This window comes from Citrobacter sp. CF971, from assembly GCF_006385635.1.
Classification (GTDB): domain Bacteria; phylum Pseudomonadota; class Gammaproteobacteria; order Enterobacterales; family Enterobacteriaceae; genus Citrobacter; species Citrobacter freundii.
This window is the reverse complement of record NZ_CP041051.1, coordinates 253,940-279,102: the sequence shown is the minus strand read 5'-3', so window position 1 is coordinate 279,102 and position 25,163 is coordinate 253,940. Positions and strand designations below refer to the sequence as shown.

Genomic DNA, 25,163 nt, shown 5'->3' with positions numbered 1-25,163 from the left:
TCGCCTTTGGGCGATCGCCTCTCTTGCTTCATCCGTCGTCTGACAAGCCACGTCCTTACTTTTTTGGAATGAGCTATGTCTGCCACTACTAAACCATCACGCCGCGAACAGCGCGCGCAAGCCCAACACTTTATCGATACCCTGGAAGGGACCGCCTTCCCTAACTCAAAACGCATTTATATTACCGGTTCGCAGCCGGATATCCGCATTCCGATGCGCGAAATCCAGCTTAGCCCGACGCTGATTGGCGGCAGCAAAGACAACCCGCAATTTGAAGACAACGAAGCCGTGCCGGTGTACGACACCTCCGGGCCGTATGGCGATCCTGACGTGGCGATTAACGTCCAGCAGGGTCTGGCGAAACTGCGCCAGCCGTGGATTGCGGCGCGTAACGACAGCGAAGAATTAGACGACCGCAGCTCCGCTTACACCAAAGAGCGCCTGGCCGACGATGGCCTGGACGAGCTGCGTTTCAGCGGCCTGCTGACGCCAAAGCGCGCCAAAGCCGGTAAGCGCGTGACCCAGCTGCACTACGCCCGTCAGGGGATCGTCACGCCGGAGATGGAGTTTATCGCCATCCGTGAAAATATGGGCCGCGAGCGTATTCGTAGTGAAGTGCTGCGCCACCAGCATCCGGGGATGAACTTTGGCGCTCGTCTGCCGGAAAATATCACCCCGGAATTCGTGCGTGATGAAGTCGCTGCGGGCCGGGCGATTATTCCCGCCAACATCAACCACCCGGAATCCGAGCCGATGATCATCGGCCGCAACTTCCTGGTGAAGGTGAATGCCAACATCGGTAACTCGGCGGTCACTTCCTCTATCGAAGAAGAGGTAGAAAAACTGGTGTGGTCGACCCGCTGGGGCGCAGATACGGTGATGGACCTCTCCACCGGTCGCTATATTCACGAAACCCGCGAGTGGATCCTGCGTAACAGCCCGGTGCCGATCGGCACCGTACCGATCTACCAGGCGTTGGAGAAGGTCAACGGGATCGCCGAAGATCTCACCTGGGAAGCGTTCCGCGATACGTTGCTGGAACAGGCCGAACAGGGCGTCGACTACTTCACCATTCATGCTGGCGTGCTGCTGCGCTACGTGCCGATGACCGCTAAACGCCTGACCGGAATTGTCTCACGCGGCGGTTCAATTATGGCGAAATGGTGCCTCTCACATCACAAAGAGAACTTTCTGTTCGAACATTTCCGCGAGATCTGCGAAATCTGTGCCGCCTACGACGTTTCCCTGTCACTGGGCGACGGTCTACGCCCTGGCTCGATTCAGGATGCCAACGACGAAGCGCAGTTCGCCGAGCTGCATACGCTGGGCGAGCTGACCAAAATCGCCTGGGAATACGACGTACAGGTGATGATTGAAGGCCCGGGCCACGTGCCGATGCATATGATTCAGCGCAACATGACCGAAGAGCTGGAGAGCTGCCACGAGGCACCGTTCTACACCTTAGGGCCGTTGACCACCGATATCGCACCGGGCTATGACCACTTCACCTCCGGCATTGGCGCGGCAATGATCGGCTGGTTCGGCTGTGCGATGCTGTGCTACGTGACGCCGAAAGAGCACCTCGGCCTGCCGAACAAAGAAGATGTGAAGCAGGGGCTGATCACCTACAAAATCGCCGCCCACGCCGCGGATTTAGCCAAAGGGCATCCGGGCGCGCAGATCCGCGATAACGCCATGTCGAAAGCGCGCTTCGAATTCCGCTGGGAAGATCAGTTTAACCTCGCGCTCGACCCGTTTACCGCCCGTGCCTATCACGATGAAACCCTGCCGCAAGAGTCCGGCAAGGTCGCCCACTTCTGTTCCATGTGCGGGCCGAAATTCTGCTCAATGAAAATCAGCCAGGAAGTACGCGACTACGCCGCTGCGCAAACCATTGAAGTGGGGATGGCGGATATGTCGGAAAACTTCCGCGCCAAAGGCGGCGAAATTTACCTCAAACGGGAGGAAGCCTGATGTATCAGCCTGATTTCCCAACCGTACCGTTCCGACTCGGACTTTACCCGGTAGTGAACAGCGTTGCATGGATTGAACGTCTGCTGGAGGCGGGCGTACGCACAATCCAGCTGCGTATCAAAGATAAACGCGATGAAGAGGTGGAAGCCGACGTTATCGCCGCCATCGCGCTGGGGCGTCGCTATGACGCCCGCCTGTTTATTAACGATTACTGGCGGCTGGCGATTAAGCACAACGCCTACGGCGTGCATCTGGGCCAGGAAGACCTCGAAACCACCGACCTGAAGGCGATTCAGGCGGCGGGCTTACGCCTGGGGGTTTCCACTCACGATGATATGGAGATTGATGTCGCGCTCGCTGCTAAGCCTTCTTATATCGCACTCGGCCACGTTTTCCCCACGCAAACCAAGCAGATGCCTTCCGCTCCGCAGGGGCTGACGCAGCTGGCAAGTCATATTGAACGACTGGCCGATTACCCGACCGTCGCCATTGGCGGCATCAGCCTGGAACGTGCGCCCGCGGTGCTGGCAACCGGCGTCGGCAGCATTGCCGTGGTCAGCGCCATTACCCAGGCGGCTGACTGGCAGGCAGCCACGGCGCAGCTGCTCGACATAGCGGGAGTCGGCGATGAATGACCGCGACTTTATGCGTTACAGCCGGCAGATCCTGCTCGGCGATATCGCTATTGAGGGCCAACAAAAGCTGCTCGACAGCCATGTGCTGATTATCGGTTTAGGCGGGTTAGGTTCGCCTGCCGCGCTGTATCTGGCGGGAGCAGGTATCGGCAAACTGACGCTGGTAGACGATGACGACATTCATTTGAGCAATCTGCAGCGCCAGATCCTGTTTACCACTGATGATATCGCGCGTTCAAAATCGCAGATTGCCCAGCAGCGCCTGACGCGGCTCAACCCAGATATCGAACTGGTATCGCTCCAGCAGCGACTGAAAGGCGATGCGCTCCGGCATGCGGTAGCGCGTGCCGACGTGGTGCTCGACTGTACCGACAACATGGCCACGCGTCAGGAAATTAACGCCGCCTGCGTGTCGCTGAATACACCTTTGGTTACCGCCAGCGCCGTCGGTTTCGGCGGCCAGTTGATGGTGCTCACGCCACCGTGGGAGCAAGGTTGTTACCGCTGCCTGTGGCCGGATGATGTAGAGCCTGAACGCAACTGCCGTACCGCCGGTATCGTCGGCCCGGTTGTCGGCGTGATGGGCACCTTGCAGGCGCTGGAAGCCATCAAACTGCTTAGCGGCATTGCGACGCCCAGCGGCGAGTTACGCCTGTTTGACGGTAAAACCAGCCAGTGGCGCAGCCTTGCGCTGCGTCGGGCCAATGGCTGCCCGGTATGTGGAGGGCAACATGCAGATTCAGTTCAATGATGAGCCGATGCAGTGCGCCGAGGGACAAACCGTCAGCGGGCTGCTCACCGAGCTTAATCAGCTTAAACCGGGCGCGGCGCTGGCGCTCAATCAGCAGATCCTGCCGCGCGAGCAGTGGCAGCAGCAAATCGTGCAGGAAGGCGACCAGATCCTGCTTTTTCAGGTTATTGCAGGGGGTTGATATGTTACGTATTGCCGACAAAACGTTTGGTTCACATCTGTTCACCGGTACCGGAAAATTTGCCTCATCGCAGCTGATGGTCGAGGCGATTCGCGCCTCCGGCAGCCAGCTGGTCACGCTGGCCATGAAGCGCGTGGATTTGCGCCAGCATAACGATGCCATTCTGGCCCCGCTTATCGACGCGGGCGTGACGCTGCTGCCTAACACCTCCGGAGCGAAAACCGCTGAAGAGGCGATTTTCGCCGCCCAACTGGCGCGTGAAGCGTTGGGCACAAACTGGCTGAAATTAGAAATCCACCCAGATGCCCGCTGGCTATTGCCGGATCCGATTGAAACACTAAAAGCTGCCGAAGCGCTGGTGAAACAGGGCTTTGTGGTGCTGCCCTACTGCGGTGCGGACCCGGTACTGTGCAAGCGGCTGGAAGACGTGGGCTGCGCGGCGGTGATGCCGCTCGGCGCACCTATCGGCTCTAACCAGGGGCTGGAAACCAAAGCGATGCTGGAGATTATTATCCAACAGGCCACTGTGCCAGTGGTGGTCGACGCCGGGATCGGCGTGCCCAGCCATGCGACGCAGGCGCTGGAAATGGGCGCTGACGCGGTGTTGGTCAACACGGCGATTGCCGTGGCGGACGATCCGGTGATGATGGCCACCGCTTTCCGTCTGGCGGTTGAAGCGGGCCTTCTGGCGCGCCAGGCCGTCCCCGGCAGCAAAAGCTCGCTCGCGCAGGCCACCAGCCCGTTGACGGGATTTCTGGAGGCACTGGCATGAATACCTTCAGCGACCGCTGGCGACAGCTGGACTGGGACGACATCCGCCTGCGCATCAACGGTAAAACCGCCGCTGATGTGGAGCGCGCCCTCAACGCTTCGCATCTTAGTCGCGACGATCTGATGGCATTGCTCTCTCCTGCCGCCGCCGATTATCTGGAGCCGCTTGCGCAACGGGCGCAAAAGCTCACCCGCCAGCGTTTTGGCAACACGGTGAGCTTTTACGTGCCGTTGTATCTCTCCAACCTTTGTGCCAACGACTGCACCTACTGCGGTTTTTCGATGAGCAACCGTATCAAACGCAAAACGCTGGACGAAGATGAGATACAACGTGAGTGTGCGGCTATCCGTGAGCTGGGCTTTGAGCATCTGCTACTGGTCACCGGTGAACATCAGGCCAAAGTGGGGATGGATTACTTTCGTCGCCATTTGCCTGCCATTCGCCGCCAGTTTGCTTCTTTACAGATGGAAGTACAGCCGCTGTCAGAGGCTGAATATGCGGAGCTGAAGACGCTGGGGCTGGATGGCGTGATGGTGTATCAGGAGAGCTATCATGAGGCGATTTACGCCCGCCACCATCTGAAGGGGAAAAAGCAGGATTTCTTCTGGCGACTGGAAACGCCGGACCGGCTGGGCCGCGCAGGGATCGACAAAATCGGTCTTGGCGCGTTGATTGGTTTGTCCGACAGCTGGCGGGTTGACTGCTATATGGTAGCTGAACATCTGCTGTGGATGCAGCAGCATTACTGGCAGAGCCGCTACTCTATCTCCTTCCCTCGCCTGCGCCCATGCACCGGAGGCGTTGAGCCTGCATCGATCATGGATGAGCGACAGTTGGTCCAGACCATTTGCGCGTTTCGTTTACTGGCACCAGAAATTGAGCTGTCGCTCTCCACCCGCGAATCGCCATGGTTTCGTGACCATGTGATCCCGTTGGCGATCAACAACGTCAGCGCCTTCTCAAAAACCCAGCCCGGTGGTTATGCCGATAACCACCCCGAACTGGAACAGTTCTCCCCGCACGACGATCGTCGCCCGGAAGCCGTTGCTGAAGCACTGATGGCGCAGGGATTACAGCCCGTGTGGAAAGACTGGGACAGCTATCTGGGACGCGCGGCACAGATGCCCTAAGTCCAACGCTATCGCATAAACAAAAAAACCCGCTTTCGCGGGTTTTTTCTTCACTGGTGCTTAACTGCTCGGGCTCTGGCCTTCATCGCTATCGTAAGCCTTCGTGAAATTATCGGCGTTTACAGCGCGACAACGTTAACAGCAGACGGGCCTTTAGCGCCATTCTCCACGGAGAACTCCACCTTTTGACCTTCGTCTAACGTTTTAAAATCGTTACTCTGGATAGCGGAAAAATGCACAAACACATCCTTGCTACCGTCCTGAGGAGTGATAAAGCCGAAGCCTTTATCAGAGTTAAACCATTTTACTAAACCAGTCATTTTGTTAGACATAGATACTTCCTTTCATGTTTTTGAGCCGCTTATGCAGCGAAGATGGCCTGTTTTGCAGAAATTAACTTATGGGGCACTTAGGGAGGAGGCTCATGAAGAAGAGTATCTGAGGATAACGCTTGAACTGAGAACTGCTTTACTAAAACTGCTTGCATAAGGTCTGTGTTCCAAACCGATGCCGCTATAGTAGACCTACTTCTAATCATTAAGCAAGCATTAATTTTTTTAATACCCACTGAGTGATGCAATGTTGAACCAACGCGGCTAAGCATCCTGGATAACAGCTTGATCTACAATGAACAAAAGCCCCGACTATTGCAGTCAGGGCTTTACGTTACTACACACTTCAAATTTAACATTAATAAACTTAACGATTTAATACTGCTGATGGTACTACTTTAAAATGTACACGTTTACTACAGATAATATTGGATATTGATACTAACTAAAGCTTTCCTCTATTTACCGTTAAACACATTCCACCCGCTTGATAATAGAACTCAAGGCTGGTGACCTAAACAAGTACACTTCCCCTCGCGACATATACTCTTTGATGCGTTGCCTTATTTCCCTCGTGATAACTAAAAAGCAGAAATCACGAACAATTACTATTAAATCATGGCGTTACATCGTCGCGTTTTACTGATTTTTTGCGATTAGATATATCAACTACGTGGCCTGAAAGCATTGTCGAGGTGAAAAAATAGCGTTTTCAGCATCGACTATCCCATACAAAAATACTTCGTGGCCTTTATCGCAAACCCCAATCAAGCTCTACTAACACTTACTACGTTAACAGCAAACTACAATTTCTCCGCTGTTAAGTATTAACATACGGGTTTAAAAAACGCTGTCAATACTGTTTTTTATAACATGTCTTTATTGACAGTAATTATATATTCCAGCATGTGATAAGCGAGTCAAAAAGCCGCTGGTCCCGGTCCAGATCGCAGGGTTTGGCCTCTTTTTGTAACCGGTTTCAGAAAAAGCGGCTTTCTTTGTGATGCCTTGCACACAATCGTTGCAAAGCAGTTGTTGCTATAGCTGGCTCGCGATAATTATCAACTCACACATGTTGATCGAGACTGCTTATGAAAAACATCGTTTTATGCTGTGCCGCCGGAATGTCCACCAGTATGCTGGTGCAAAGGATGAAAGATGCCGCCCAGAAAAAAGGCGTCGACGTCACTATCAAAGCCGTCCCGGTGGCCGAGTTTGAAGAGAATATCGCTACAGCGGATATCGTTTTGCTCGGTCCACAGGTTAAGTATGAACAGGCCAAGCTACAGGCGATCGCCGACCCACTAGGCAAAAAGGTCGCCGTTATCGACATGATGGATTACGGCATGATGAAAGGCGATGCGGTACTGGACAAGGCGCTGAAACTACTGGAGTGATGGTATGGAAGAGTTAGAAACGATCATCATGGAGTTATTGGTAAACGCTGGCGCTGCACGCAGCCAGGCCCTGACGGCATTGCAACTGGCGCGTAAAGGTGATTTCTCCGGTGCAGAACAAGCGATGACGGAATCACGCGAGTACGTTAAACAAGCGCATAAAATCCAGACCCAGCTGATCGGAATTGACGAAGGAACCGGCAAGCTACCGGTTAATCTCATCACCGTCCATTCGCAGGATCACCTGATGAACGCGATGGTGATTCAGGATTTGGCGGGAGATATGATTGAGCTTTATCGGCGGTTACCGCCGGTAAATTAATGACACTGCCGGATGGCTTCGTAGCCTCGTAGACCTGATAAGCGCCATCAGAAATAAACCTGGACATAAAAAAACCCGCCGAAGCGGGTTTTTTATTATGGTCGGCAACGATTAATCGTTGTCAGAACCGCCCAGGCCTGCGTTCAGCAGTTCTGCCAGGCTGGCAGACGCATCTTCAGCAGTCACCTGCGGTGCAGCTGGCAGTTCGCCCGCTGCGCGACGGCGCATACGATCCTGGTGGTACGCGTAACCGGTACCTGCCGGGATCAGACGACCCACGATTACGTTCTCTTTCAGACCGCGCAGTTCATCACGTTTACCTGCAACAGCGGCTTCGGTCAGGACACGCGTGGTTTCCTGGAACGATGCTGCAGAGATGAAGGACTCGGTTGCCAGAGACGCTTTGGTGATACCCAGCAGATCGCGGGAGAACGTTGCACCCACTTTGCCGTTCGCTTCCAGCTCGCGGTTAGCGATCTTGACGCGGGAGTATTCAACCTGCTCGCCTTCCAGGAAGTCGGAGCTACCAGCGCTTTCGATGGTGGCTTTACGCAGCATCTGACGAACGATAACTTCGATGTGTTTATCGTTAATCTTAACACCCTGCAGACGGTATACGTCCTGAACTTCGTTAACGATGTAACGAGTTACAGCATGCACACCACGCAGACGCAGGATGTCGTGCGGCGCTTCCGGACCGTCGGAAACCACGTCACCACGTTCTACACGTTCACCTTCGAACACGTTGAGCTGACGCCATTTCGGAATCATCTCTTCGTACGGTTCGCTACCGTCTACCGGGGTGATAACCAGACGACGTTTACCTTTGGTTTCTTTACCGAAGGAAATGATGCCGCTGATTTCAGCCAGGATTGCCGGCTCTTTCGGACGACGTGCTTCGAACAGGTCAGCAACGCGCGGCAGACCACCGGTGATATCCTTGGTACCGCCGGATTCCTGCGGAACACGCGCCAGGGTGTCACCAGAACTGATCTGTACGCCATCTTCCAGCTGAACAATCGCTTTACCCGGCAGGAAGTACTGAGCAGGCATATCGGTGCCTGGGATCAGAACGTCGTTGCCCTGAGCATCAACAATTTTCAGTGCCGGACGCAGGTCTTTACCACCCGCAGTACGCTCTGCAGAATCCAGAACCACCAGAGAAGACAGACCGGTCAGCTCGTCGGTCTGACGAGTAATGGTCTGGCCGTCGATCATGTCAGTGAAGCGGACGAAACCACTCACTTCGGTGATAACCGGCATGGTGTGCGGATCCCAGTTTGCTACGGTTTCGCCGCCAGCAACCTGTTCGCCATCACCTTTCGCCATAACGGAGCCGTAAGGCACTTTATAGCTTTCTTTGGTACGGCCGAATTCGTCGATCAGTTTCAGTTCGGTGTTACGTGAGGTGATAACCAGTTTACCGCTGGAGTTCACAACCGACTTCGCGTTGCTCAGACGGATGCTACCTTTGTTTTTCACCTGGATGCTGGATTCAGCAGCCGCACGAGATGCCGCACCACCGATGTGGAACGTACGCATCGTCAGCTGTGTACCCGGTTCACCGATGGACTGTGCCGCGATAACGCCGATTGCTTCACCTTTGTTGATGATGTGGCCACGCGCCAGGTCACGACCGTAGCAGTGCGCACATACACCAAAGTCGGTGTCACAAGATACAACAGAACGGACTTTGACGGAGTCAACGGAGTTCTCTTCCAGCAGGTCACACCACTGTTCGTGCAGCAGCGTGTTGCGTGGAACCAGAATATCCGCCGTACCCGGCTTCAGAACGTCTTCAGCAGTTACACGACCCAGAACGCGATCGCGCAGCGGCTCTTTAACATCACCACCCTCGATAACCGGGGTCATGGTGATGCCTTCCAGAGTGCCGCAATCGTCTTCAGTAACAACCAGGTCCTGCGCAACGTCGACCAGACGACGAGTCAGATAACCGGAGTTCGCTGTTTTCAGTGCGGTATCCGCCAGACCTTTACGCGCACCGTGAGTAGAGATGAAGTACTGGAGTACGTTCAGACCTTCACGGAAGTTCGCGGTGATTGGCGTTTCGATGATGGAGCCATCTGGCTTCGCCATCAGACCACGCATACCGGCCAGCTGACGAATCTGTGCTGCAGAACCACGCGCACCGGAGTCGGCCATCATGTAGATGCTGTTGAAGGAAACCTGCTGCTCTTCTACGCCGTCACGGTTAATAACAGTTTCGGTTTGCAGGTTATCCATCATCGCTTTGGATACACGATCGTTCGCCGCAGCCCAGATATCGATAACTTTGTTATAGCGTTCGCCCGCGGTTACCAGACCGGACTGGAACTGCTCCTGGATCTCAGCAACTTCAGCTTCCGCTTCAGAGATGATCTCGTGTTTCTTCTCTGGGATGACCATGTCATCAATACCAACAGATGCACCTGAACGCGCTGCATAAGCAAAGCCGGTGTACATTGTCTGGTCAGCGAAGATAACGGTCGGCTTCAGGCCCAGAATGCGGTAACAGGTGTTCAGCATTTTGGAGATAGCTTTCTTGCCCAGCGCCTGGTTAACGATGGAGAAAGGCAGACCTTTCGGTACGATCATCCACAGAATGGCGCGACCAACGGTCGTGTCTTTCAGACTGGTGTGCGCAACGAATTCGCCGTTTTCATCTTTTTCGTATTCAGTGATACGCACTTTAACGCGCGCATGCAGAGAGGCCAGACCTGCGCGATAGATACGCTCAGCTTCTTTCGGGCCAGTCAGCACCATGCCTTCGCCTTTGGCGTTAACACAGTCACGGGTCATGTAGTACAGACCCAATACAACGTCCTGAGACGGAACGATGATAGGTTCGCCGTTCGCCGGAGACAGGATGTTGTTGGTAGACATCATCAGCGCACGCGCTTCGAGCTGGGCTTCCAGCGTCAGCGGTACGTGAACAGCCATCTGGTCACCATCGAAGTCGGCGTTATATGCCGCACAAACCAGCGGGTGAAGCTGGATAGCTTTACCTTCGATCAGTACCGGTTCAAATGCCTGGATACCCAGACGGTGCAGTGTTGGTGCACGGTTCAGCAGTACCGGGTGTTCGCGGATAACTTCGTCCAGGATATCCCAAACGACAGCTTCTTCACGCTCAACCATTTTCTTAGCGGCTTTGATGGTGGTGGCCAGGCCACGCAGTTCCAGCTTGCCGTAGATGAACGGTTTGAACAGTTCCAGTGCCATTTTCTTCGGCAGGCCGCACTGATGCAGACGCAGGTATGGACCTACGGTGATTACAGAACGACCAGAGTAGTCAACACGCTTACCGAGCAGGTTCTGACGGAAACGACCCTGCTTACCTTTGATCATGTCGGCCAAAGATTTCAGAGGACGTTTGTTAGAACCGGTGATCGCACGACCGCGACGACCGTTATCCAGCAGGGCGTCAACCGCTTCCTGCAGCATACGTTTTTCGTTGCGTACGATGATGTCCGGCGCAGCCAGATCCAGCAGACGCTTCAGACGGTTGTTACGGTTGATAACGCGACGATACAGATCGTTCAGATCCGACGTTGCGAAACGACCACCATCCAGCGGAACCAGCGGACGCAGATCTGGCGGCAGAACCGGCAGAACGGTCAGGATCATCCACTCTGGCTTGTTGCCAGACTGTACGAAGGCTTCCAGCAGTTTGATACGCTTGGTCAGCTTCTTACGCTTGGTTTCGGAGTTGGTTTCGTTCAGCTCTTCGCGCAGAGTTTCACACTCTTGCTCCAGATCCATGCTCTTCAGCAGGGCCTGGATTGCTTCCGCACCCATCTTCGCGTCGAATTCGTCACCGAACTCTTCCAGCGCGTCCAGATACTGCTCTTCAGTCAGGATCTGTTGACGTTCCAGATTAGTCATACCGCCTTCGATAACCACATAAGATTCGAAGTACAGTACGCGTTCGATATCACGCAGCGGCATATCAAGCAGCAAACCGATACGGGACGGCAGAGATTTCAGGAACCAGATGTGAGCAGTCGGAGACGCCAGCTCGATGTGGCCCATACGCTCACGGCGTACTTTAGTCTGGGTCACTTCAACGCCGCACTTCTCACAGATCACACCACGGTGTTTCAGGCGCTTGTACTTACCGCACAGGCACTCGTAGTCTTTTACCGGCCCAAAGATACGGGCGCAGAAAAGGCCGTCACGTTCAGGTTTGAACGTACGGTAGTTGATGGTTTCCGGCTTCTTAACTTCACCGAAAGACCATGAACGGATCATGTCTGGCGAGGCCAGAGCAATTTTGATCGCATCAAACTCTTCGGTTTTAGTCTGCGCTTTCAGAAACTTTAATAAATCTTTCACGGATTTGCTCCCGTCGGAGTTAGCACAATCTGGCGCTGGCTGTTACGCCAGCACCAGTGACCTGTTTGATCGAGAGTTACTCGTCTTCCAGCTCGATGTTGATACCCAGCGAACGAATCTCTTTCAACAGTACGTTGAAGGATTCCGGCATGCCTGGTTCCATCTGATGGTTGCCGTCCACGATGTTTTTATACATCTTAGTACGACCGTTCACGTCATCAGACTTAACGGTGAGCATTTCCTGCAGGGTGTATGCTGCGCCATATGCTTCCAGCGCCCACACTTCCATCTCCCCGAAGCGCTGACCACCGAACTGCGCCTTACCACCCAGCGGCTGCTGAGTAACCAGGCTGTAAGAACCGGTAGAACGCGCATGCATCTTGTCATCAACCAGGTGGTTCAGTTTCAGCATGTACATGTAGCCAACGGTAACCTGGCGCTCGAACTGCTCACCGGTACGACCGTCGAACAGTGTGATCTGACCGGAAGTCGGCAGGCCACCCAGCTGTAACAGTTCCTTGATTTCAGACTCTTTCGCACCGTCGAATACCGGCGTTGCGATCGGCATACCTTTTTTCAGGTTTTCAGCCAGACGCAGAACTTCTTCATCACTGAAGGTATTCAGGTCAACTTTCTGACGAACATCTGAACCCAGATCGTAAGCACGCTGGATGAATTCGCGCAGTTTCGCGACTTCCTGCTGCTGTTTCAGCATGGCGTTGATCTTATCGCCGATACCTTTTGCAGCCATACCCAGGTGGGTTTCAAGGATCTGACCGATGTTCATACGCGATGGTACGCCCAGCGGGTTCAGTACGATATCTACCGGCGTACCGTTAGCATCGTGTGGCATATCTTCGATCGGGTTGATCTTAGAGATTACACCCTTGTTACCGTGACGACCTGCCATCTTATCACCAGGCTGGATCCGACGTTTAACCGCCAGATAAACCTTAACAATCTTCAGCACGCCCGGTGCCAGATCGTCGCCCTGAGTGATTTTACGGCGTTTCGCTTCGAGTTTTTTCTCGAATTCGTGTTTCAGTTCGTCGTACTGCTCAGCCAGTTGTTCCAGCTGATTCTGTTTTTCTTCGTCGGTCAGGCCGAGTTCTAACCAGCGGTCGCGTGGCAGTTTGTCGAGCTTCTCAGCTTCAACACCACCGGAAACCAGCACAGCGTAGATACGGCTGAACAGGCCAGCTTCGAGGATCTGCAGTTCTTCAGACAGGTCTTTTTTCGCCTGCTTCAGCTGCATCTCTTCGATTTCCAGCGCACGTTTGTCTTTTTCTACGCCATCGCGAGTAAAGACCTGAACGTCGATAATCGTACCGGAAACACCGTTTGGCACGCGCAGAGAAGAGTCTTTAACGTCAGACGCTTTCTCACCGAAGATCGCACGCAGCAGCTTCTCTTCTGGCGTCAGTTGGGTTTCACCTTTCGGCGTTACCTTACCAACCAGAATGTCGCCACCGGTCACTTCCGCACCGATATAAACGATACCGGATTCATCCAGTTTGGAGAGCGCAGCTTCACCCACGTTCGGGATGTCAGCGGTGATCTCTTCTGGCCCCAGCTTGGTGTCACGGGACACACATGCCAGTTCCTGAATGTGGATGGTGGTGAAACGGTCTTCCTGGACAACACGCTCGGATACGAGGATGGAGTCTTCGAAGTTGTAACCATTCCATGGCATGAATGCCACGCGCATGTTCTGGCCCAGCGCCAGTTCACCGAGGTCGGTGGACGGACCGTCAGCCAGCACATCACCACGTTCAACCGGCTCGCCCAGAGATACGCAAGGCATCTGGTTGATACAGGTGTTCTGGTTAGAACGGGTGTATTTGGTCAGGTTATAAATGTCGATACCTGCTTCGCCCGGGTACATCTCGTCTTCGTTAACTTTGATAACGATACGGGAAGCATCCACGTACTGAACAGTACCGCCACGTTTAGCAACTGCAGTAACACCGGAGTCAACGGCAACAGCACGTTCCATACCGGTACCAACCAGCGGCTTATCAGCGCGCAGAGTCGGAACCGCCTGACGTTGCATGTTCGCACCCATCAATGCACGGTTGGCGTCATCGTGTTCCAGGAACGGGATCAGGGACGCACCGACGGATACCACCTGCTGGGTGGATACGTCCATGTAGTCAACCTGATCACGGCTGAACAAGCTGGATTCGCCTTTGCTACGGCAGGTAACCAGATCTTCTACAAAGTGGCCTTCGTCATCCAGGTTGGAGTTCGCCTGAGCGATAACGTAGTTGCCTTCTTCGATAGCAGACAGGTAATGAATTTCGTCAGTTACAACACCGTCGGTCACTTTACGGTACGGAGTCTCGAGGAAGCCGTATTCGTTAGTCTGTGCATACACGGACAGGGAGTTGATCAGACCGATGTTCGGACCTTCAGGCGTTTCGATTGGACATACGCGACCGTAGTGAGTCGGGTGTACGTCTCGAACTTCGAAGCCTGCGCGTTCACGGGTCAGACCGCCTGGGCCGAGTGCAGAGATACGACGTTTATGCGTAATCTCAGACAGCGGGTTGTTCTGGTCCATAAACTGAGACAGCTGGCTGGAACCAAAGAACTCTTTCACTGCTGCAGAAATCGGCTTGGCGTTGATCATATCCTGAGGCATCAGGGTATCCAGATCGCCCAGAGACAGACGCTCTTTCACCGCACGCTCAACACGTACCAGGCCAACGCGGAACTGGTTTTCCGCCATTTCGCCTACGGAACGGATACGACGGTTGCCGAGGTGGTCGATATCATCGACTTCGCCTTTACCGTTACGGATATCGATGAGCTTCTTCATCACTTCGATGATGTCGTCTTTGCTCAGGATACCGGAACCTTCGATTTCGTCGCGCAGCAGAGAACGGTTGAACTTCATACGACCGACCGCAGACAGGTCATAGCGGTCTTCGGAGAAGAACAGGTTCTCGAACAGGCTTTCAGCAGCTTCACGAGTCGGCGGCTCACCAGGACGCATCATGCGGTAGATTTCTACCAGTGCGCTCAGACGATCGTTGGTTGGGTCGACGCGTACAGTTTCAGAAATGTACGGACCGTGGTCCAGATCGTTAGTGAACAGCGTTTCGATACGCTTGTGACCAGACTGGCTCAGCTTAGCCAGCAGATCCAGGCTCAGCTCCATGTTAGCTGCGCAGATCAACTCGCCAGTAGATTCGTCAACGTAGTCTTTAGCCGCAACTTTACCAGCAATGTATTCAACCGGAACTTCGATATGTTTGATATCGTCTTTTTCCAGTTGGCGAATGTGGCGCGCAGTGATGCGACGGCCTTTTTCGACGTAGACTTTGCCGTTAGCTTCAATGTCAAAGGAGGCGGTTTCACCACGCAGGCGTTCCGGCACCAGTTCCATCTGCAGCTTGTTGTCGCGAATTTCGAAAACAACTTTTTCAAAGAACAGGTCAAGGATCTGCTCAGTGGTGTAGTTCAGTGCACGCAGAATAATGGTCGCAGGCAGTTTACGGCGACGGTCAATACGTACGAACAGGTTGTCCTTCGGATCGAATTCGAAGTCCAGCCAGGAACCACGGTAAGGGATGATGCGCGCGTTATACAGCACTTTACCCGAAGAGTGGGTTTTACCTTTGTCGGAGTCAAAGAAGACGCCAGGACTACGGTGCAGCTGAGAAACGATAACACGCTCAGTACCATTGATTACAAAGGTACCGTTGTCAGTCATGAGCGGAATTTCGCCCATGTAGACTTCTTGTTCTTTAATGTCTTTTACGGTGCCTTCCGGCGCTTCGCGCTCGTAGATCACCAGACGCAGTTTTACGCGCAGCGGTGCGGAATAGGTCACGCCACGGATCTGACATTCCTGAACGTCAAACACCGGTTCGCCAAGGCGGTAGCTGACGTATTGCAGCTCGGAATTACCGCTGTAGCTCTGAATCGGGAAAACGGAACGGAAAGCTGCTTCCAGACCATACTGCCCTTCAGGATCTTGCTCGATGAACTTCTGAAACGAGTCAAGCTGGATAGAAAGGAGATAAGGTATGTCCAACACTTGTGGACGTTTACCAAAATCCTTACGAATACGTTTTTTCTCGGTATAGGAGTAAACCATTAGGGTTCCTCAGCTCGCTGACAAGTCGACCCATCTGTCCGACGAAGGGACAGTTTGTGCAACACTATTTTGTTGACCGGAAAATCGAATACTTTCCGCAATGCCTGTTGCTATCACGCTTAAACCATTTCATTGCGATTTACACAGAACTGATGCTCTGTCGCAGTATATTAAGACGTCGATAGAAACAAGCATTGAAAGGCACAGCAGTAGTCAAACAGTGTGAAATGCTACTGGCGCCTTACAGCGCAAAAAGGCTGGTGACTAAAAAGTCACCAGCCATCAGCCTAATTTCTTAGGCTGCAACCAGAAAAGTTGGCTTATTTAACTTCAACTTCAGCGCCAGCTTCTTCCAGAGATTTTTTCAGTGCTTCTGCGTCGTCTTTGCTGATGCCTTCTTTCAGGGCAGCCGGAGCAGATTCTACCAGGTCTTTAGCTTCTTTCAGACCCAGGCCAGTTGCGCCACGTACTGCTTTGATAACAGCAACTTTGTTAGCGCCAGCAGCTTTCAGAATTACGTCGAATTCAGTTTTTTCTTCAGCAGCTTCAGCCGGGCCAGCAGCTACAGCTACAGCAGCAGCAGCGGAAACACCGAATTTTTCTTCCATTGCAGAGATCAGTTCTACAACGTCCATTACGGACATAGCGGATACTGCTTCAATGATTTGATCTTTAGTGATAGACATTTAAATTGTTCCTGAAAATCAGAATAAGTTTATACGTAAGCAGATGCTTGAGAAAGATAACTGCGATTAAGCAGCTTCTTTCGCATCGCGTACAGCAGCCAGAGTACGAACCAGTTTGCCAGCCGAAGCTTCTTTCATGGTTGCCATCAGGCGTGCAATTGCTTCTTCGTAGGTCGGCAGAGTTGCCAGGCGATCGATTTGCGATGCCGGGATCAATTCACCTTCAAAGGCTGCGGCTTTGACCTCAAATTTTGCATTCGCTTTCGCGAACTCTTTGAACAGACGAGCAGCAGCGCCCGGGTGTTCCATAGAGTATGCAATCAGGGTCGGACCAACAAACGTGTCTTTCAGGCACTCGAACTGAGTACCTTCAACGACGCGGCGCAGCAGGGTGTTACGAACAACACGCATGTATACGCCAGCTTCACGACCTGCTTTACGCAGTTCAGTCATTTTATCTACAGTTACGCCACGGGAATCCGCAACTACTGCAGACAGCGCGCCTTTGGCTACTTCGCTGACTTCAGCAACAATCGCTTGTTTGTCTTGAAGATTTAAAGCCATTAGCTTTGCTCCTGGATGTTTGCCGGAACTCATGTTCCGGAACTCACTTCACTCTCACCAACGGAAAGAGCGTCTAAATACGGTGAGCAGAAACAAGCCAGAGTATCAGAAATAATCTTAGCGTTCTGTCACCGTCTACGCAGGGCATTAAGTTTCTTACGAAACACCTGCGGTCTTCGACGGAGGCCTGGATAGGCCAGGCTCCAACGAACAAATCTTATCTATGACTTCGCCCTTTGAACCGTAGCTGTGTTAGCTGCTCTCGTTCACACCGGTCATGTAGTTAACTACACTCCCGGCGATTCACTCAATTGCTGCCTTGCTACAATTCAAATGACTCGCATAGAGTTCTGTTTATTTCAACAGAAACGTGGGGGTAAGATTGTAGACAAAATCACCGCCCACGTAAAGGCGAATATTAGTTCGCCACAGTCGCAGTCAGACCGGACTGATCAACGGCAACACCAGCACCCATGGTGGTGGAGATGCTAACTTTCTTGATGTACACGCCTTTAGCCTGAGTCGGTTTCGCTTTTTTCAGCGCAACCAGCAGAGATTCCAGGTTTTCTTTCAGTTTGTCAGCGTCAAAATCCACTTTACCGATGGTAGTGTGAATGATGCCGTTTTTGTCGTTACGGTAACGAACCTGACCTGCTTTAGCGTTCTTAACCGCTTCAGCAACGTTAGGGGTTACAGTACCAACTTTCGGGTTTGGCATCAGGCCACGCGGGCCCAGAACCTGACCCAGCTGGCCAACAACGCGCATTGCATCCGGGGAAGCAATAACAACGTCAAAGTTCATTTCGCCTTTCTTGATCTGGTCAGCCAGATCTTCCATACCTACCAGCTCAGCGCCTGCAGCTTTAGCAGCTTCAGCGTTTGCGCCCTGGGCAAATACGGCTACGCGAACGGAACGGCCAGTACCGTGCGGCAGTACAGTTGCACCACGTACGTTCTGGTCAGATTTACGAGCATCGATGCCGAGGTTAACGGCAACGTCTACGCTTTCTACGAATTTAGCAGTGGCCAGCTCTTTCAGCAGAGCAATAGCTTCGTTGATGTCGTACTGTTTAGTTGCATCAACTTTGTCACGGATCACGCGCATACGCTTGGTCAGTTTAGCCATTTCTTAGTCCTCCACTACCAGGCCCATGGAACGTGCAGTACCTTCAATGGAGCGAGTCATCGCTTCAATGTCGGAACCAGTCATGTCGGCAGCTTTGGTCTGCGCGATTTCCTGCAGCTGAGCGCGGGAAATTTTACCCACTTTGTCTTTGTTCGGCTTACCGGAACCAGACTTGATACCAGCCGCTTTCTTCAGCAGAACTGCTGCCGGAGGCGTTTTGGTAACGAAAGTGAAAGAACGGTCAGCGTAAACGGTGATAACAACCGGGATCGGCAGACCTTTTTCCATGGAATCAGTTTTTGCGTTGAACGCTTTGCAGAATTCCATGATGTTCACGCCTTGTTGACCCAGTGCTGGACCTACCGGCGGACTCGGGTTAGCCATACCAGCTGCAACTTGCAGCTTGACGTAGGCCTGGACTTTCTTAGCCATTCTAAATTCCTCTAGTTGGGTTATAGCGCCTCAAGGAGGCTCCCCGTGATTAAATTCGTTTTACGGACAGGGTCCATAAAAACAAAAGGCGCGAAATTGTATTCCAATCTCGCGCCTTGTGCAACGATTAAATCGCCGCTTTTTTGATCGCTGTTTAGGCTTTTTCTACCTGGGCAAAGTCCAGTTCTACCGGGGTCGCACGACCAAAGATAGAAACAGAGACTTTCAGGCGGGACTTCTCGTAGTCCACTTCTTCAACCACGCCGTTAAAGTCAGCAAACGGACCGTCACTAACGCGAACCATTTCACCTGGCTCAAACATCGTTTTCGGACGCGGTTTATCACCAACCTGCTGCAGACGGTTCATGATCGCATCAACTTCTTTGTCGCTGATCGGCGCCGGACGGTCAGATGTACCGCCGATAAAGCCCATCACACGCGGCACGCTACGCACCAGGTGCCAGCTTGCGTCATTCATCACCATCTGGACCAGTACATAGCCCGGGAAGAATTTACGTTCGCTCTTGCGACGCTGGCCACCACGGATTTCGACCACTTCTTCGGTCGGCACCATGACTTCGCCAAACAGCTCTTCCATATTTTGTAACTTGATATATTCGCGCAGCGACGTGGCTACGCGGCCTTCAAAACCGGAAAACGCCTGAACGACGTACCAGCGCTTTTTAGGGGCTTCAGACATCTTAGAACCTCAGGCCAGTGATAAAGGATACCAGGCGAACCAGAATACCATCCAGTCCCCACAGGATCAGTGACATTACTGCGGTAACCGCAGCCACAATTAATGTGGTGTGCAATGTTTCCTGGCGAGTTGGCCAAATGACCTTACGGACTTCGGTTCTCGCTTCACGGGCAAAAGCAACGGTCGCTTTACCTTTTGTTGTCAACAGCGCGACACCACCCGCTGCGGCAATCAGAATCACTACGGCCAGCGCACGCAGCGGCAGCATCATGTCACGATAGAGGTAGTTGCCAACGATAGCTACAAGCAGCAATACAGCGACAACAACCCACTTCATCGCTTCCAGGCCGCGCCCGCTTCCTTGAGCTTCGGTATTCGCACTCATAAACCAACCTGTCAGAAGTATTCTACAAACATTTTCACCCCGCGTAAGCGAGGCGATCCAAACCGAAATGCTCTGGTGCGTTTCGGACTAAACGCCCTCTTCAGAGCCTGTCTCAGCAATGATTATGACAAAAAAAATCACTGATGAGCCAGGTTCTGGTGTGAAAGCGTGCAAAAAGGGCATCAAATGATGCCCTTTTATTGCGCATTGCGTCAAATGTTATTCGGCAATTAGCTCATTACTTTGGCAACAACGCCCGCACCAACAGTACGGCCGCCTTCACGGATTGCGAAACGCAGACCGTCGTCCATCGCGATCGGGTGGATCAGGGTAACAACCATTTTGATGTTGTCGCCCGGCATTACCATCTCTACGCCTTCCGGCAGTTCGATGGTACCAGTCACGTCAGTAGTACGGAAGTAGAACTGCGGACGGTAGCCTTTGAAGAACGGAGTATGACGGCCGCCTTCGTCTTTGGACAGAATGTACACTTCAGATTCGAACTTGGTGTGCGGCTTGATAGAGCCCGGCTTAGCCAGTACCTGACCACGTTCGATTTCTTCACGTTTGATACCACGCAGCAGAACACCAACGTTCTCACCAGCACGGCCTTCGTCCAGCAGTTTGCGGAACATTTCAACGCCAGTACAGGTAGACTTAGCAGTCTCTTTGATACCAACGATTTCAACTTCTTCACCAACTTTGATGATACCGCGCTCTACACGACCGGTAACAACGGTACCACGACCGGAGATGGAGAATACGTCTTCGATAGGCAGCAGGAACGGCTTGTCAATCGCACGCTCTGGTTCTGGGATGTAAGAATCCAGGAAGCCAGCCAGTTCGATGATTTTCGCTTCCCACTCTGCTTCGCCTTCCAGCGCTTTCAGAGCAGAACCACGAACGATCGGAGTGTCGTCGCCCGGGAAATCGTACTGAGACAGAAGTTCACGAACTTCCATTTCTACCAGTTCCAGCAGCTCTTCGTCATCAACCATGTCGCATTTGTTCAGGAACACGATGATGTACGGAACGCCTACCTGACGACCCAGCAGGATGTGCTCACGAGTCTGCGGCATCGGGCCGTCAGTCGCAGCAACAACCAGGATCGCGCCGTCCATCTGCGCAGCACCGGTGATCATGTTTTTAACATAGTCGGCGTGGCCCGGGCAGTCTACGTGTGCGTAGTGGCGAGTCGGGGTGTCATATTCAACGTGAGAAGTGTTGATGGTGATACCACGTGCTTTTTCTTCCGGCGCGTTATCGATCTGATCGAATGCGCGAGCAGCACCGCCGTAGGTTTTAGCCAGAACGGTAGTGATTGCAGCGGTCAGCGTTGTTTTACCATGGTCAACGTGGCCGATAGTACCGACGTTAACGTGCGGTTTAGTACGTTCAAATTTTTCTTTAGACATCGATTGTCCCTCTAAGACACGGATAAATCGGTGATATCACCACATCAACCAGGCAATATACCTGAGCTGTTGAATGCTTTTAAAAGTAAACAGAGAGAAACGGGAAGGAGAAGTGAAGTGGTGCTGATACCCAGAGTCGAACTGGGGACCTCACCCTTACCAAGGGTGCGCTCTACCAACTGAGCCATATCAGCACGTCTGGAGCGGGCAGCGGGAATCGAACCCGCATCATCAGCTTGGAAGGCTGAGGTAATAGCCATTATACGATGCCCGCATCCTGAAACTCGGCTACCCAGTTCTTTCTGTAACAAAAAAGAGATTTCTCTCTTTTCTGTTCGAGCTGATTAATTTTTTAATCAACTCAGGCGGCGATAACGCTGCCAGAAAGTGGTGGTGGGGGAAGGATTCGAACCTTCGAAGTCTGTGACGGCAGATTTACAGTCTGCTCCCTTTGGCCGCTCGGGAACCCCACCGGACTTGATGGTGCCGACTACCGGAATCGAACTGGTGACCTACTGATTACAAGTCAGTTGCTCTACCTACTGAGCTAAGTCGGCATCAAGTAGCGCGCATTTTATGGAGACATGCGCACTCATGCAACTAAAAAATTGCATAAAATGTTCTATCGCTCACATTTTGCACTATGCGACCGATAAATAATCTATTTCTTCTTTGGATTGGACAAATTTCCAACGCCAGGTGCCACCTCAGGGAGGAATTTTGCTCCGGCATGCGCGCGTTGATAGAGAGAAAGCACATCTTTATACATCTGGAATACCCGTCACATTGCATTTCAGAGGATGATTTTTTCTTATTATTCCCCTCCATCTGGTGTTACCCTCCTGCCCATTGTCCAAATTAACTGAAATGTGCGTGCCATTGCGTACCGGGGATGATTTCGTTTTTTACCGCAGACCTGATATAGCAATGACAGCCAGACCATGCGTATGAGTATAAAAGAGCAAGCGTTAACGTCGCCTTACCTACAGTTTGATCGCAACCAGTGGGCTGCGCTTCGTGATTCCGTGCCGATGACCCTGACCGAGGAAGAGATTGCTCGTCTTAAAGGCATTAACGAAGACTTATCGCTGGAAGAAGTTGCCGAGATTTATTTGCCTCTCTCGCGTTTGCTAAACTTTTACATCAGTTCAAACCTGCGACGTCAGGCAGTGCTGGAGCAATTTTTAGGCACGAATGGCGAGCGTATTCCTTATATTATTAGTATTGCTGGCAGCGTTGCCGTCGGTAAAAGTACGACAGCGCGTGTTTTGCAGGCCTTGCTCAGTCGCTGGCCAGAGCATCGTAAGGTTGAATTGATTACTACCGATGGCTTTCTCCACCCTAACCAGGTATTGAAAGATCGTGGACTAATGAAGAAGAAAGGCTTCCCCCAGTCCTATGATATGCATCGCTTGGTTAAATTCGTTTCCGATCTGAAATCAGGCGTACCTAACGTCACGGCACCGGTCTATTCCCATCTCATCTATGATGTGATCCCTGATGGCGACAAAACCGTTGCCCAGCCCGACATATTAATACTCGAAGGGTTAAATGTATTACAAAGCGGGATGGACTATCCTCACGATCCACATCATGTATTTGTTTCTGACTTTGTCGACTTTTCTATTTATGTTGATGCGCCAGAAGAATTACTCCAGACGTGGTATATCAACCGCTTTCTGAAATTCCGTGAAGGGGCGTTTACCAACCCGGACTCTTATTTCCATAACTATGCAAAATTATCAGAAGATGAGGCTATCAATACTGCCACATCGCTATGGAAAGAAATTAACTGGTTGAATTTAAAGCAAAACATTTTACCAACGCGTGAAAGAGCCAGCTTAATTATGACTAAAAGCGCCAATCATGCCGTTGAGCAAGTCAGGCTACGTAAATAAATACAAAAGGGGAGCCTCAGCTCCCCTTCTTATTATTCAGCACTTCTCAGCGATATTTCTCCACCCATCCAGGGTTTGATCTCGCCATTTTGTTCAAGCAATAATGCACCTTGCGCGTCTATTCCACGAGAGATACCAAATATTTCTTTATCACCAATAATAAGTTTTACCGGCCGGTCGATAAAGTTATCCAGTTTCTTCCAGCGAGACAGATACGGTGCTAAACCTTCGTGCTCAAAGAGCACCAACGCAGCGCGCAACTCACGTATCAGTCGGGCAGCTAGGGTATTGCGGTCAATGTTAATGCCCGCTTCCTGCAGGTTAATCCAGCCTTGATTAACCACATTTTCTTCAACCCGGCGCATGGACATATTAATACCTGCGCCGATAACAATTTGCGCGGCATCACCTGTCTTACCGGTCAGTTCAACCAGGATCCCTGCCAGTTTACGGTCGAGTAAATAGAGGTCGTTGGGCCATTTTACACGGACTTTATCCGCACCCAGATCGCGCAAAACCTCAGCCATGACGATACCAATAACCAGACTCAGACCAATCGCGGCTGCCGGTCCTTGTTCCAGCCGCCAGAACATTGAGAGGTAAAGGTTGGCACCAAACGGTGAAAACCATTTCCGACCACGGCGACCGCGCCCGGCCTGCTGATATTCAGCGACGCAGGCATCCCCTGACTCCAGCTGACCTATTCGGTCCATCAGGTACTGATTGGTTGAGTCGATAACCGGCAGGACAGTGATATTTCCACCATCCAGTTGAGAATGAATAAGTGAGGCATCTAATAGTTGGATAGGCTCCGGTAAGCTGTATCCTTTACCTGGAACAGTAAAGACATCAACCCCCCAGTCGCGCAACGTCTGGACATGCTTATTGATTGCGGCGCGGCTCATTCCCAACGTTTCACCGAGCTGCTCACCGGAATGAAATTCTCCATCGGCCAATAATGAAATAAGCGTCAGAGGGACGGTATTATCCTTCATGCAATGATCTCCACAGCATTCATTTCCCCCTGCGGACCAATAAACCGGACCTCTGGTTCGAGCCAGACATTAAATTTCTCACCGACTTTTTGGCGCACATGGTGTGCAAGTTGCACTACATCCTGACTCGTCGCATTATCTGCATTGATCAGCACCAGTGCCTGCTGCTGATGTACCGCCGCGCCACCAATGCGCATACCTTTTAGCTGGCACTGATCGATAAGCCAGCCTGCTGCCAGTTTCACAGAACCATCAGCCTGCGGGTAATGAGGTGCTGTTGGGAATTTAGCCAGGAGCTCCTGCGCAATATTCCCAGTGACAACTGGGTTTTTAAAGAAGCTACCCGCATTACCGTTTACTTTCGGGTCGGGCAGTTTTGTCGTGCGCATATGGCAGACTGAATCAAAAACCTGCTGAGGTGTAACTGTTGTAGGATCCAGACGCGTCAGGTCACCGTAAGTCAAAACGGGCTGCCACTGTTTAGGTAAGCGCAGACCAACGGCTACAATTGCGAAACGATCCTGGTATTCATGCTTGAAGATGCTGTCACGGTAACCAAAACGGCATTCTGCTGCGTTAACGCGCAGATGTTTGCCAGTCGAAAGCTCAACGCAGTCTACGTATTCGCAGACGCGCTGCAGCTCTACGCCATAGGCACCAATATTCTGGATTGGCGATGAACCCACGCAGCCGGGAATGAGTGCCAGATTTTCCAGGCCAGGCATGTTGCGCTCCAGCGCATAGCACACCAACTGATGCCAGTTTTCACCCGCGCCTACGTGCAAATGCCACGCATCAGGTTGCTCTGTAATCTCAATACCCTTAATACGATTGACAATCACCGTACCCTGGAAGGTATCAAGAAACAGGACGTTACTCCCTTCGCCCAGAATCAGTACTGGATGATGCGATGCATTGGCTGATTGCCAGGCATTCAGTAATTGTTGTTCATTTTCGGCGCAGACAAGTTCATTCGTTTGCTGATCGATACCGAAGGTGTTCCAGGCTTTAAGGGAGTGATTCATAGA

General features: G+C 52.2%; 21 protein-coding genes, 4 tRNA genes and 1 pseudogene. 10 read left to right on the top strand and 16 right to left on the bottom strand.

Features of this window, described 5'->3' with window-relative positions; translation table 11 throughout:
* Positions 1–75 precede the first annotated feature (75 nt).
* From thiC to thiH, 6 genes are read left to right on the top strand one after another with little or no spacing between them, the layout of a single operon-like run.
* Positions 76–1,974 (top strand): phosphomethylpyrimidine synthase ThiC, encoded by a 1,899-nt coding sequence (gene thiC / locus E6P06_RS04805; protein ID WP_048216976.1) that lies wholly within the window; start codon positions 76–78, stop codon positions 1,972–1,974.
* Positions 1,974–2,609, top strand: coding sequence for a thiamine phosphate synthase (gene thiE, locus E6P06_RS04800; protein WP_032937283.1), 636 nt, complete (start codon positions 1,974–1,976; stop codon positions 2,607–2,609). Before thiC ends, thiE begins: the two co-directional genes overlap by 1 nt.
* Positions 2,602–3,360, top strand: coding sequence for a HesA/MoeB/ThiF family protein (locus tag E6P06_RS04795; protein ID WP_032937282.1), 759 nt, complete (start codon positions 2,602–2,604; stop codon positions 3,358–3,360). Before thiE ends, E6P06_RS04795 begins: the two co-directional genes overlap by 8 nt.
* A complete protein-coding gene (thiS, locus tag E6P06_RS04790) occupies positions 3,341–3,541 on the top strand; it encodes a sulfur carrier protein ThiS (RefSeq protein ID WP_003033088.1) in 201 nt (66 codons plus the stop codon). Before E6P06_RS04795 ends, thiS begins: the two co-directional genes overlap by 20 nt.
* Position 3,542: 1 nt before the next feature.
* Positions 3,543–4,313, top strand: a complete 771-nt coding sequence (gene thiG / locus E6P06_RS04785; protein ID WP_032937281.1) for a thiazole synthase — start codon at positions 3,543–3,545, stop codon at positions 4,311–4,313.
* Positions 4,310–5,443: a 2-iminoacetate synthase ThiH gene (thiH, locus tag E6P06_RS04780; RefSeq protein WP_139934985.1), complete on the top strand. Its 1,134-nt coding sequence runs from the start codon at positions 4,310–4,312 to the stop codon at positions 5,441–5,443. The genes thiG and thiH overlap by 4 nt, the downstream gene beginning before the upstream one ends.
* A gap of 119 nt (positions 5,444–5,562) precedes the next feature.
* Here thiH and cspG read toward each other — a convergent pair whose 3' ends face one another.
* A complete protein-coding gene (gene cspG / locus E6P06_RS04775) occupies positions 5,563–5,775 on the bottom strand; it encodes a cold shock protein CspG (protein WP_003033098.1) in 213 nt (70 codons plus the stop codon).
* A gap of 1,091 nt (positions 5,776–6,866) precedes the next feature.
* Here cspG and E6P06_RS04770 point away from each other — a divergent pair.
* Together E6P06_RS04770 and E6P06_RS04765 are read left to right on the top strand one after the other, a co-directional pair.
* Complete coding sequence (locus E6P06_RS04770) at positions 6,867–7,172, top strand: PTS sugar transporter subunit IIB (protein WP_003033102.1); 306 nt, start codon at positions 6,867–6,869, stop codon at positions 7,170–7,172.
* A gap of 4 nt (positions 7,173–7,176) precedes the next feature.
* Positions 7,177–7,494, top strand: a complete 318-nt coding sequence (locus tag E6P06_RS04765; RefSeq protein ID WP_003033104.1) for a PTS lactose/cellobiose transporter subunit IIA — start codon at positions 7,177–7,179, stop codon at positions 7,492–7,494.
* Positions 7,495–7,605: 111 nt separating this feature from the next.
* Here E6P06_RS04765 and rpoC read toward each other — a convergent pair whose 3' ends face one another.
* The 13 genes from rpoC to E6P06_RS04700 all read right to left on the bottom strand — a co-directional run bounded on the left by rpoC (position 7,606) and on the right by E6P06_RS04700 (position 21,799).
* Positions 7,606–11,829, bottom strand: a complete 4,224-nt coding sequence (rpoC, locus tag E6P06_RS04760; RefSeq protein ID WP_003033107.1) for a DNA-directed RNA polymerase subunit beta' — start codon at positions 11,827–11,829, stop codon at positions 7,606–7,608.
* 76 nt (positions 11,830–11,905) lie between these two features.
* Positions 11,906–15,934, bottom strand: coding sequence for a DNA-directed RNA polymerase subunit beta (gene rpoB / locus E6P06_RS04755; protein WP_003033111.1), 4,029 nt, complete (start codon positions 15,932–15,934; stop codon positions 11,906–11,908).
* A 320-nt stretch (positions 15,935–16,254) separates the two neighbouring features.
* Positions 16,255–16,620 carry a 50S ribosomal protein L7/L12 gene (gene rplL, locus E6P06_RS04750; RefSeq protein WP_003033114.1) on the bottom strand — a complete coding sequence of 122 codons (366 nt, stop codon included), beginning with the start codon at positions 16,618–16,620 and terminating at the stop codon, positions 16,255–16,257.
* A 66-nt stretch (positions 16,621–16,686) separates the two neighbouring features.
* Entirely contained in the window at positions 16,687–17,184 is a 498-nt protein-coding gene (rplJ, locus tag E6P06_RS04745; RefSeq protein WP_001207203.1) for a 50S ribosomal protein L10, read from the bottom strand.
* A 418-nt stretch (positions 17,185–17,602) separates the two neighbouring features.
* On the bottom strand, positions 17,603–18,310 hold the full coding sequence (rplA, locus tag E6P06_RS04740; protein ID WP_003033119.1) for a 50S ribosomal protein L1: 708 nt from the start codon (positions 18,308–18,310) through the stop codon (positions 17,603–17,605).
* Between the two features lie 3 nt (positions 18,311–18,313).
* Complete coding sequence (gene rplK, locus E6P06_RS04735; protein WP_003033122.1) at positions 18,314–18,742, bottom strand: 50S ribosomal protein L11; 429 nt, start codon at positions 18,740–18,742, stop codon at positions 18,314–18,316.
* A gap of 154 nt (positions 18,743–18,896) precedes the next feature.
* Complete coding sequence (gene nusG, locus E6P06_RS04730; protein WP_003033125.1) at positions 18,897–19,442, bottom strand: transcription termination/antitermination protein NusG; 546 nt, start codon at positions 19,440–19,442, stop codon at positions 18,897–18,899.
* A 1-nt stretch (position 19,443) separates the two neighbouring features.
* Positions 19,444–19,827: a preprotein translocase subunit SecE gene (gene secE, locus E6P06_RS04725; protein ID WP_003033128.1), complete on the bottom strand. Its 384-nt coding sequence runs from the start codon at positions 19,825–19,827 to the stop codon at positions 19,444–19,446.
* A gap of 230 nt (positions 19,828–20,057) precedes the next feature.
* A complete protein-coding gene (gene tuf, locus E6P06_RS04720) occupies positions 20,058–21,242 on the bottom strand; it encodes an elongation factor Tu (protein WP_003031109.1) in 1,185 nt (394 codons plus the stop codon).
* Positions 21,243–21,360: 118 nt separating this feature from the next.
* Positions 21,361–21,436, bottom strand: a tRNA-Thr gene (locus E6P06_RS04715).
* A 5-nt stretch (positions 21,437–21,441) separates the two neighbouring features.
* Positions 21,442–21,516, bottom strand: a tRNA-Gly gene (locus E6P06_RS04710).
* A gap of 114 nt (positions 21,517–21,630) precedes the next feature.
* Positions 21,631–21,715, bottom strand: a tRNA-Tyr gene (locus tag E6P06_RS04705).
* 8 nt (positions 21,716–21,723) lie between these two features.
* Positions 21,724–21,799, bottom strand: a tRNA-Thr gene (locus E6P06_RS04700).
* A 19-nt stretch (positions 21,800–21,818) separates the two neighbouring features.
* Here E6P06_RS04700 and E6P06_RS27890 point away from each other — a divergent pair.
* Positions 21,819–21,899 (top strand): annotated as a pseudogene (locus tag E6P06_RS27890) (hypothetical protein); the annotation flags it as partial.
* A 290-nt stretch (positions 21,900–22,189) separates the two neighbouring features.
* Positions 22,190–23,140 carry a type I pantothenate kinase gene (gene coaA / locus E6P06_RS04690; protein WP_003031107.1) on the top strand — a complete coding sequence of 317 codons (951 nt, stop codon included), beginning with the start codon at positions 22,190–22,192 and terminating at the stop codon, positions 23,138–23,140.
* Positions 23,141–23,172: 32 nt separating this feature from the next.
* Here the strand turns inward: coaA and birA are convergent, their stop codons facing one another.
* Entirely contained in the window at positions 23,173–24,135 is a 963-nt protein-coding gene (birA, locus tag E6P06_RS04685; RefSeq protein ID WP_003031105.1) for a bifunctional biotin--[acetyl-CoA-carboxylase] ligase/biotin operon repressor BirA, read from the bottom strand.
* Positions 24,132–25,160, bottom strand: a complete 1,029-nt coding sequence (gene murB / locus E6P06_RS04680; RefSeq protein ID WP_044703033.1) for a UDP-N-acetylmuramate dehydrogenase — start codon at positions 25,158–25,160, stop codon at positions 24,132–24,134. Before murB ends, birA begins: the two co-directional genes overlap by 4 nt.
* Between the last annotated feature and the right edge of the window lie 3 nt (positions 25,161–25,163).

Excerpts from the sequence above, each read along its gene's own strand:
- thiC (WP_048216976.1), top strand. The coding sequence starts at position 76 with ATGTCTGCCACTACTAAACCATCACGCCGCGAACAGCGCGCGCAAGCC.
- thiE (WP_032937283.1), top strand. The coding sequence starts at position 1,974 with ATGTATCAGCCTGATTTCCCAACCGTACCGTTCCGACTCGGACTTTAC.
- E6P06_RS04795 (WP_032937282.1), top strand. The coding sequence starts at position 2,602 with ATGAATGACCGCGACTTTATGCGTTACAGCCGGCAGATCCTGCTCGGC.
- thiS (WP_003033088.1), top strand. The coding sequence starts at position 3,341 with ATGCAGATTCAGTTCAATGATGAGCCGATGCAGTGCGCCGAGGGACAA.
- thiG (WP_032937281.1), top strand. The coding sequence starts at position 3,543 with ATGTTACGTATTGCCGACAAAACGTTTGGTTCACATCTGTTCACCGGT.
- thiH (WP_139934985.1), top strand. The coding sequence starts at position 4,310 with ATGAATACCTTCAGCGACCGCTGGCGACAGCTGGACTGGGACGACATC.
- cspG (WP_003033098.1), bottom strand. The coding sequence starts at position 5,775 with ATGTCTAACAAAATGACTGGTTTAGTAAAATGGTTTAACTCTGATAAA.
- E6P06_RS04770 (WP_003033102.1), top strand. The coding sequence starts at position 6,867 with ATGAAAAACATCGTTTTATGCTGTGCCGCCGGAATGTCCACCAGTATG.
- E6P06_RS04765 (WP_003033104.1), top strand. The coding sequence starts at position 7,177 with ATGGAAGAGTTAGAAACGATCATCATGGAGTTATTGGTAAACGCTGGC.
- rpoB (WP_003033111.1), bottom strand. The coding sequence starts at position 15,934 with ATGGTTTACTCCTATACCGAGAAAAAACGTATTCGTAAGGATTTTGGT.
- rplL (WP_003033114.1), bottom strand. The coding sequence starts at position 16,620 with ATGTCTATCACTAAAGATCAAATCATTGAAGCAGTATCCGCTATGTCC.
- rplJ (WP_001207203.1), bottom strand. The coding sequence starts at position 17,184 with ATGGCTTTAAATCTTCAAGACAAACAAGCGATTGTTGCTGAAGTCAGC.
- rplA (WP_003033119.1), bottom strand. The coding sequence starts at position 18,310 with ATGGCTAAACTGACCAAGCGTATGCGCGTGATCCGTGACAAAGTTGAT.
- rplK (WP_003033122.1), bottom strand. The coding sequence starts at position 18,742 with ATGGCTAAGAAAGTCCAGGCCTACGTCAAGCTGCAAGTTGCAGCTGGT.
- nusG (WP_003033125.1), bottom strand. The coding sequence starts at position 19,442 with ATGTCTGAAGCCCCTAAAAAGCGCTGGTACGTCGTTCAGGCGTTTTCC.
- secE (WP_003033128.1), bottom strand. The coding sequence starts at position 19,827 with ATGAGTGCGAATACCGAAGCTCAAGGAAGCGGGCGCGGCCTGGAAGCG.
- tuf (WP_003031109.1), bottom strand. The coding sequence starts at position 21,242 with ATGTCTAAAGAAAAATTTGAACGTACTAAACCGCACGTTAACGTCGGT.
- coaA (WP_003031107.1), top strand. The coding sequence starts at position 22,190 with ATGAGTATAAAAGAGCAAGCGTTAACGTCGCCTTACCTACAGTTTGAT.
- birA (WP_003031105.1), bottom strand. The coding sequence starts at position 24,135 with ATGAAGGATAATACCGTCCCTCTGACGCTTATTTCATTATTGGCCGAT.
- murB (WP_044703033.1), bottom strand. The coding sequence starts at position 25,160 with ATGAATCACTCCCTTAAAGCCTGGAACACCTTCGGTATCGATCAGCAA.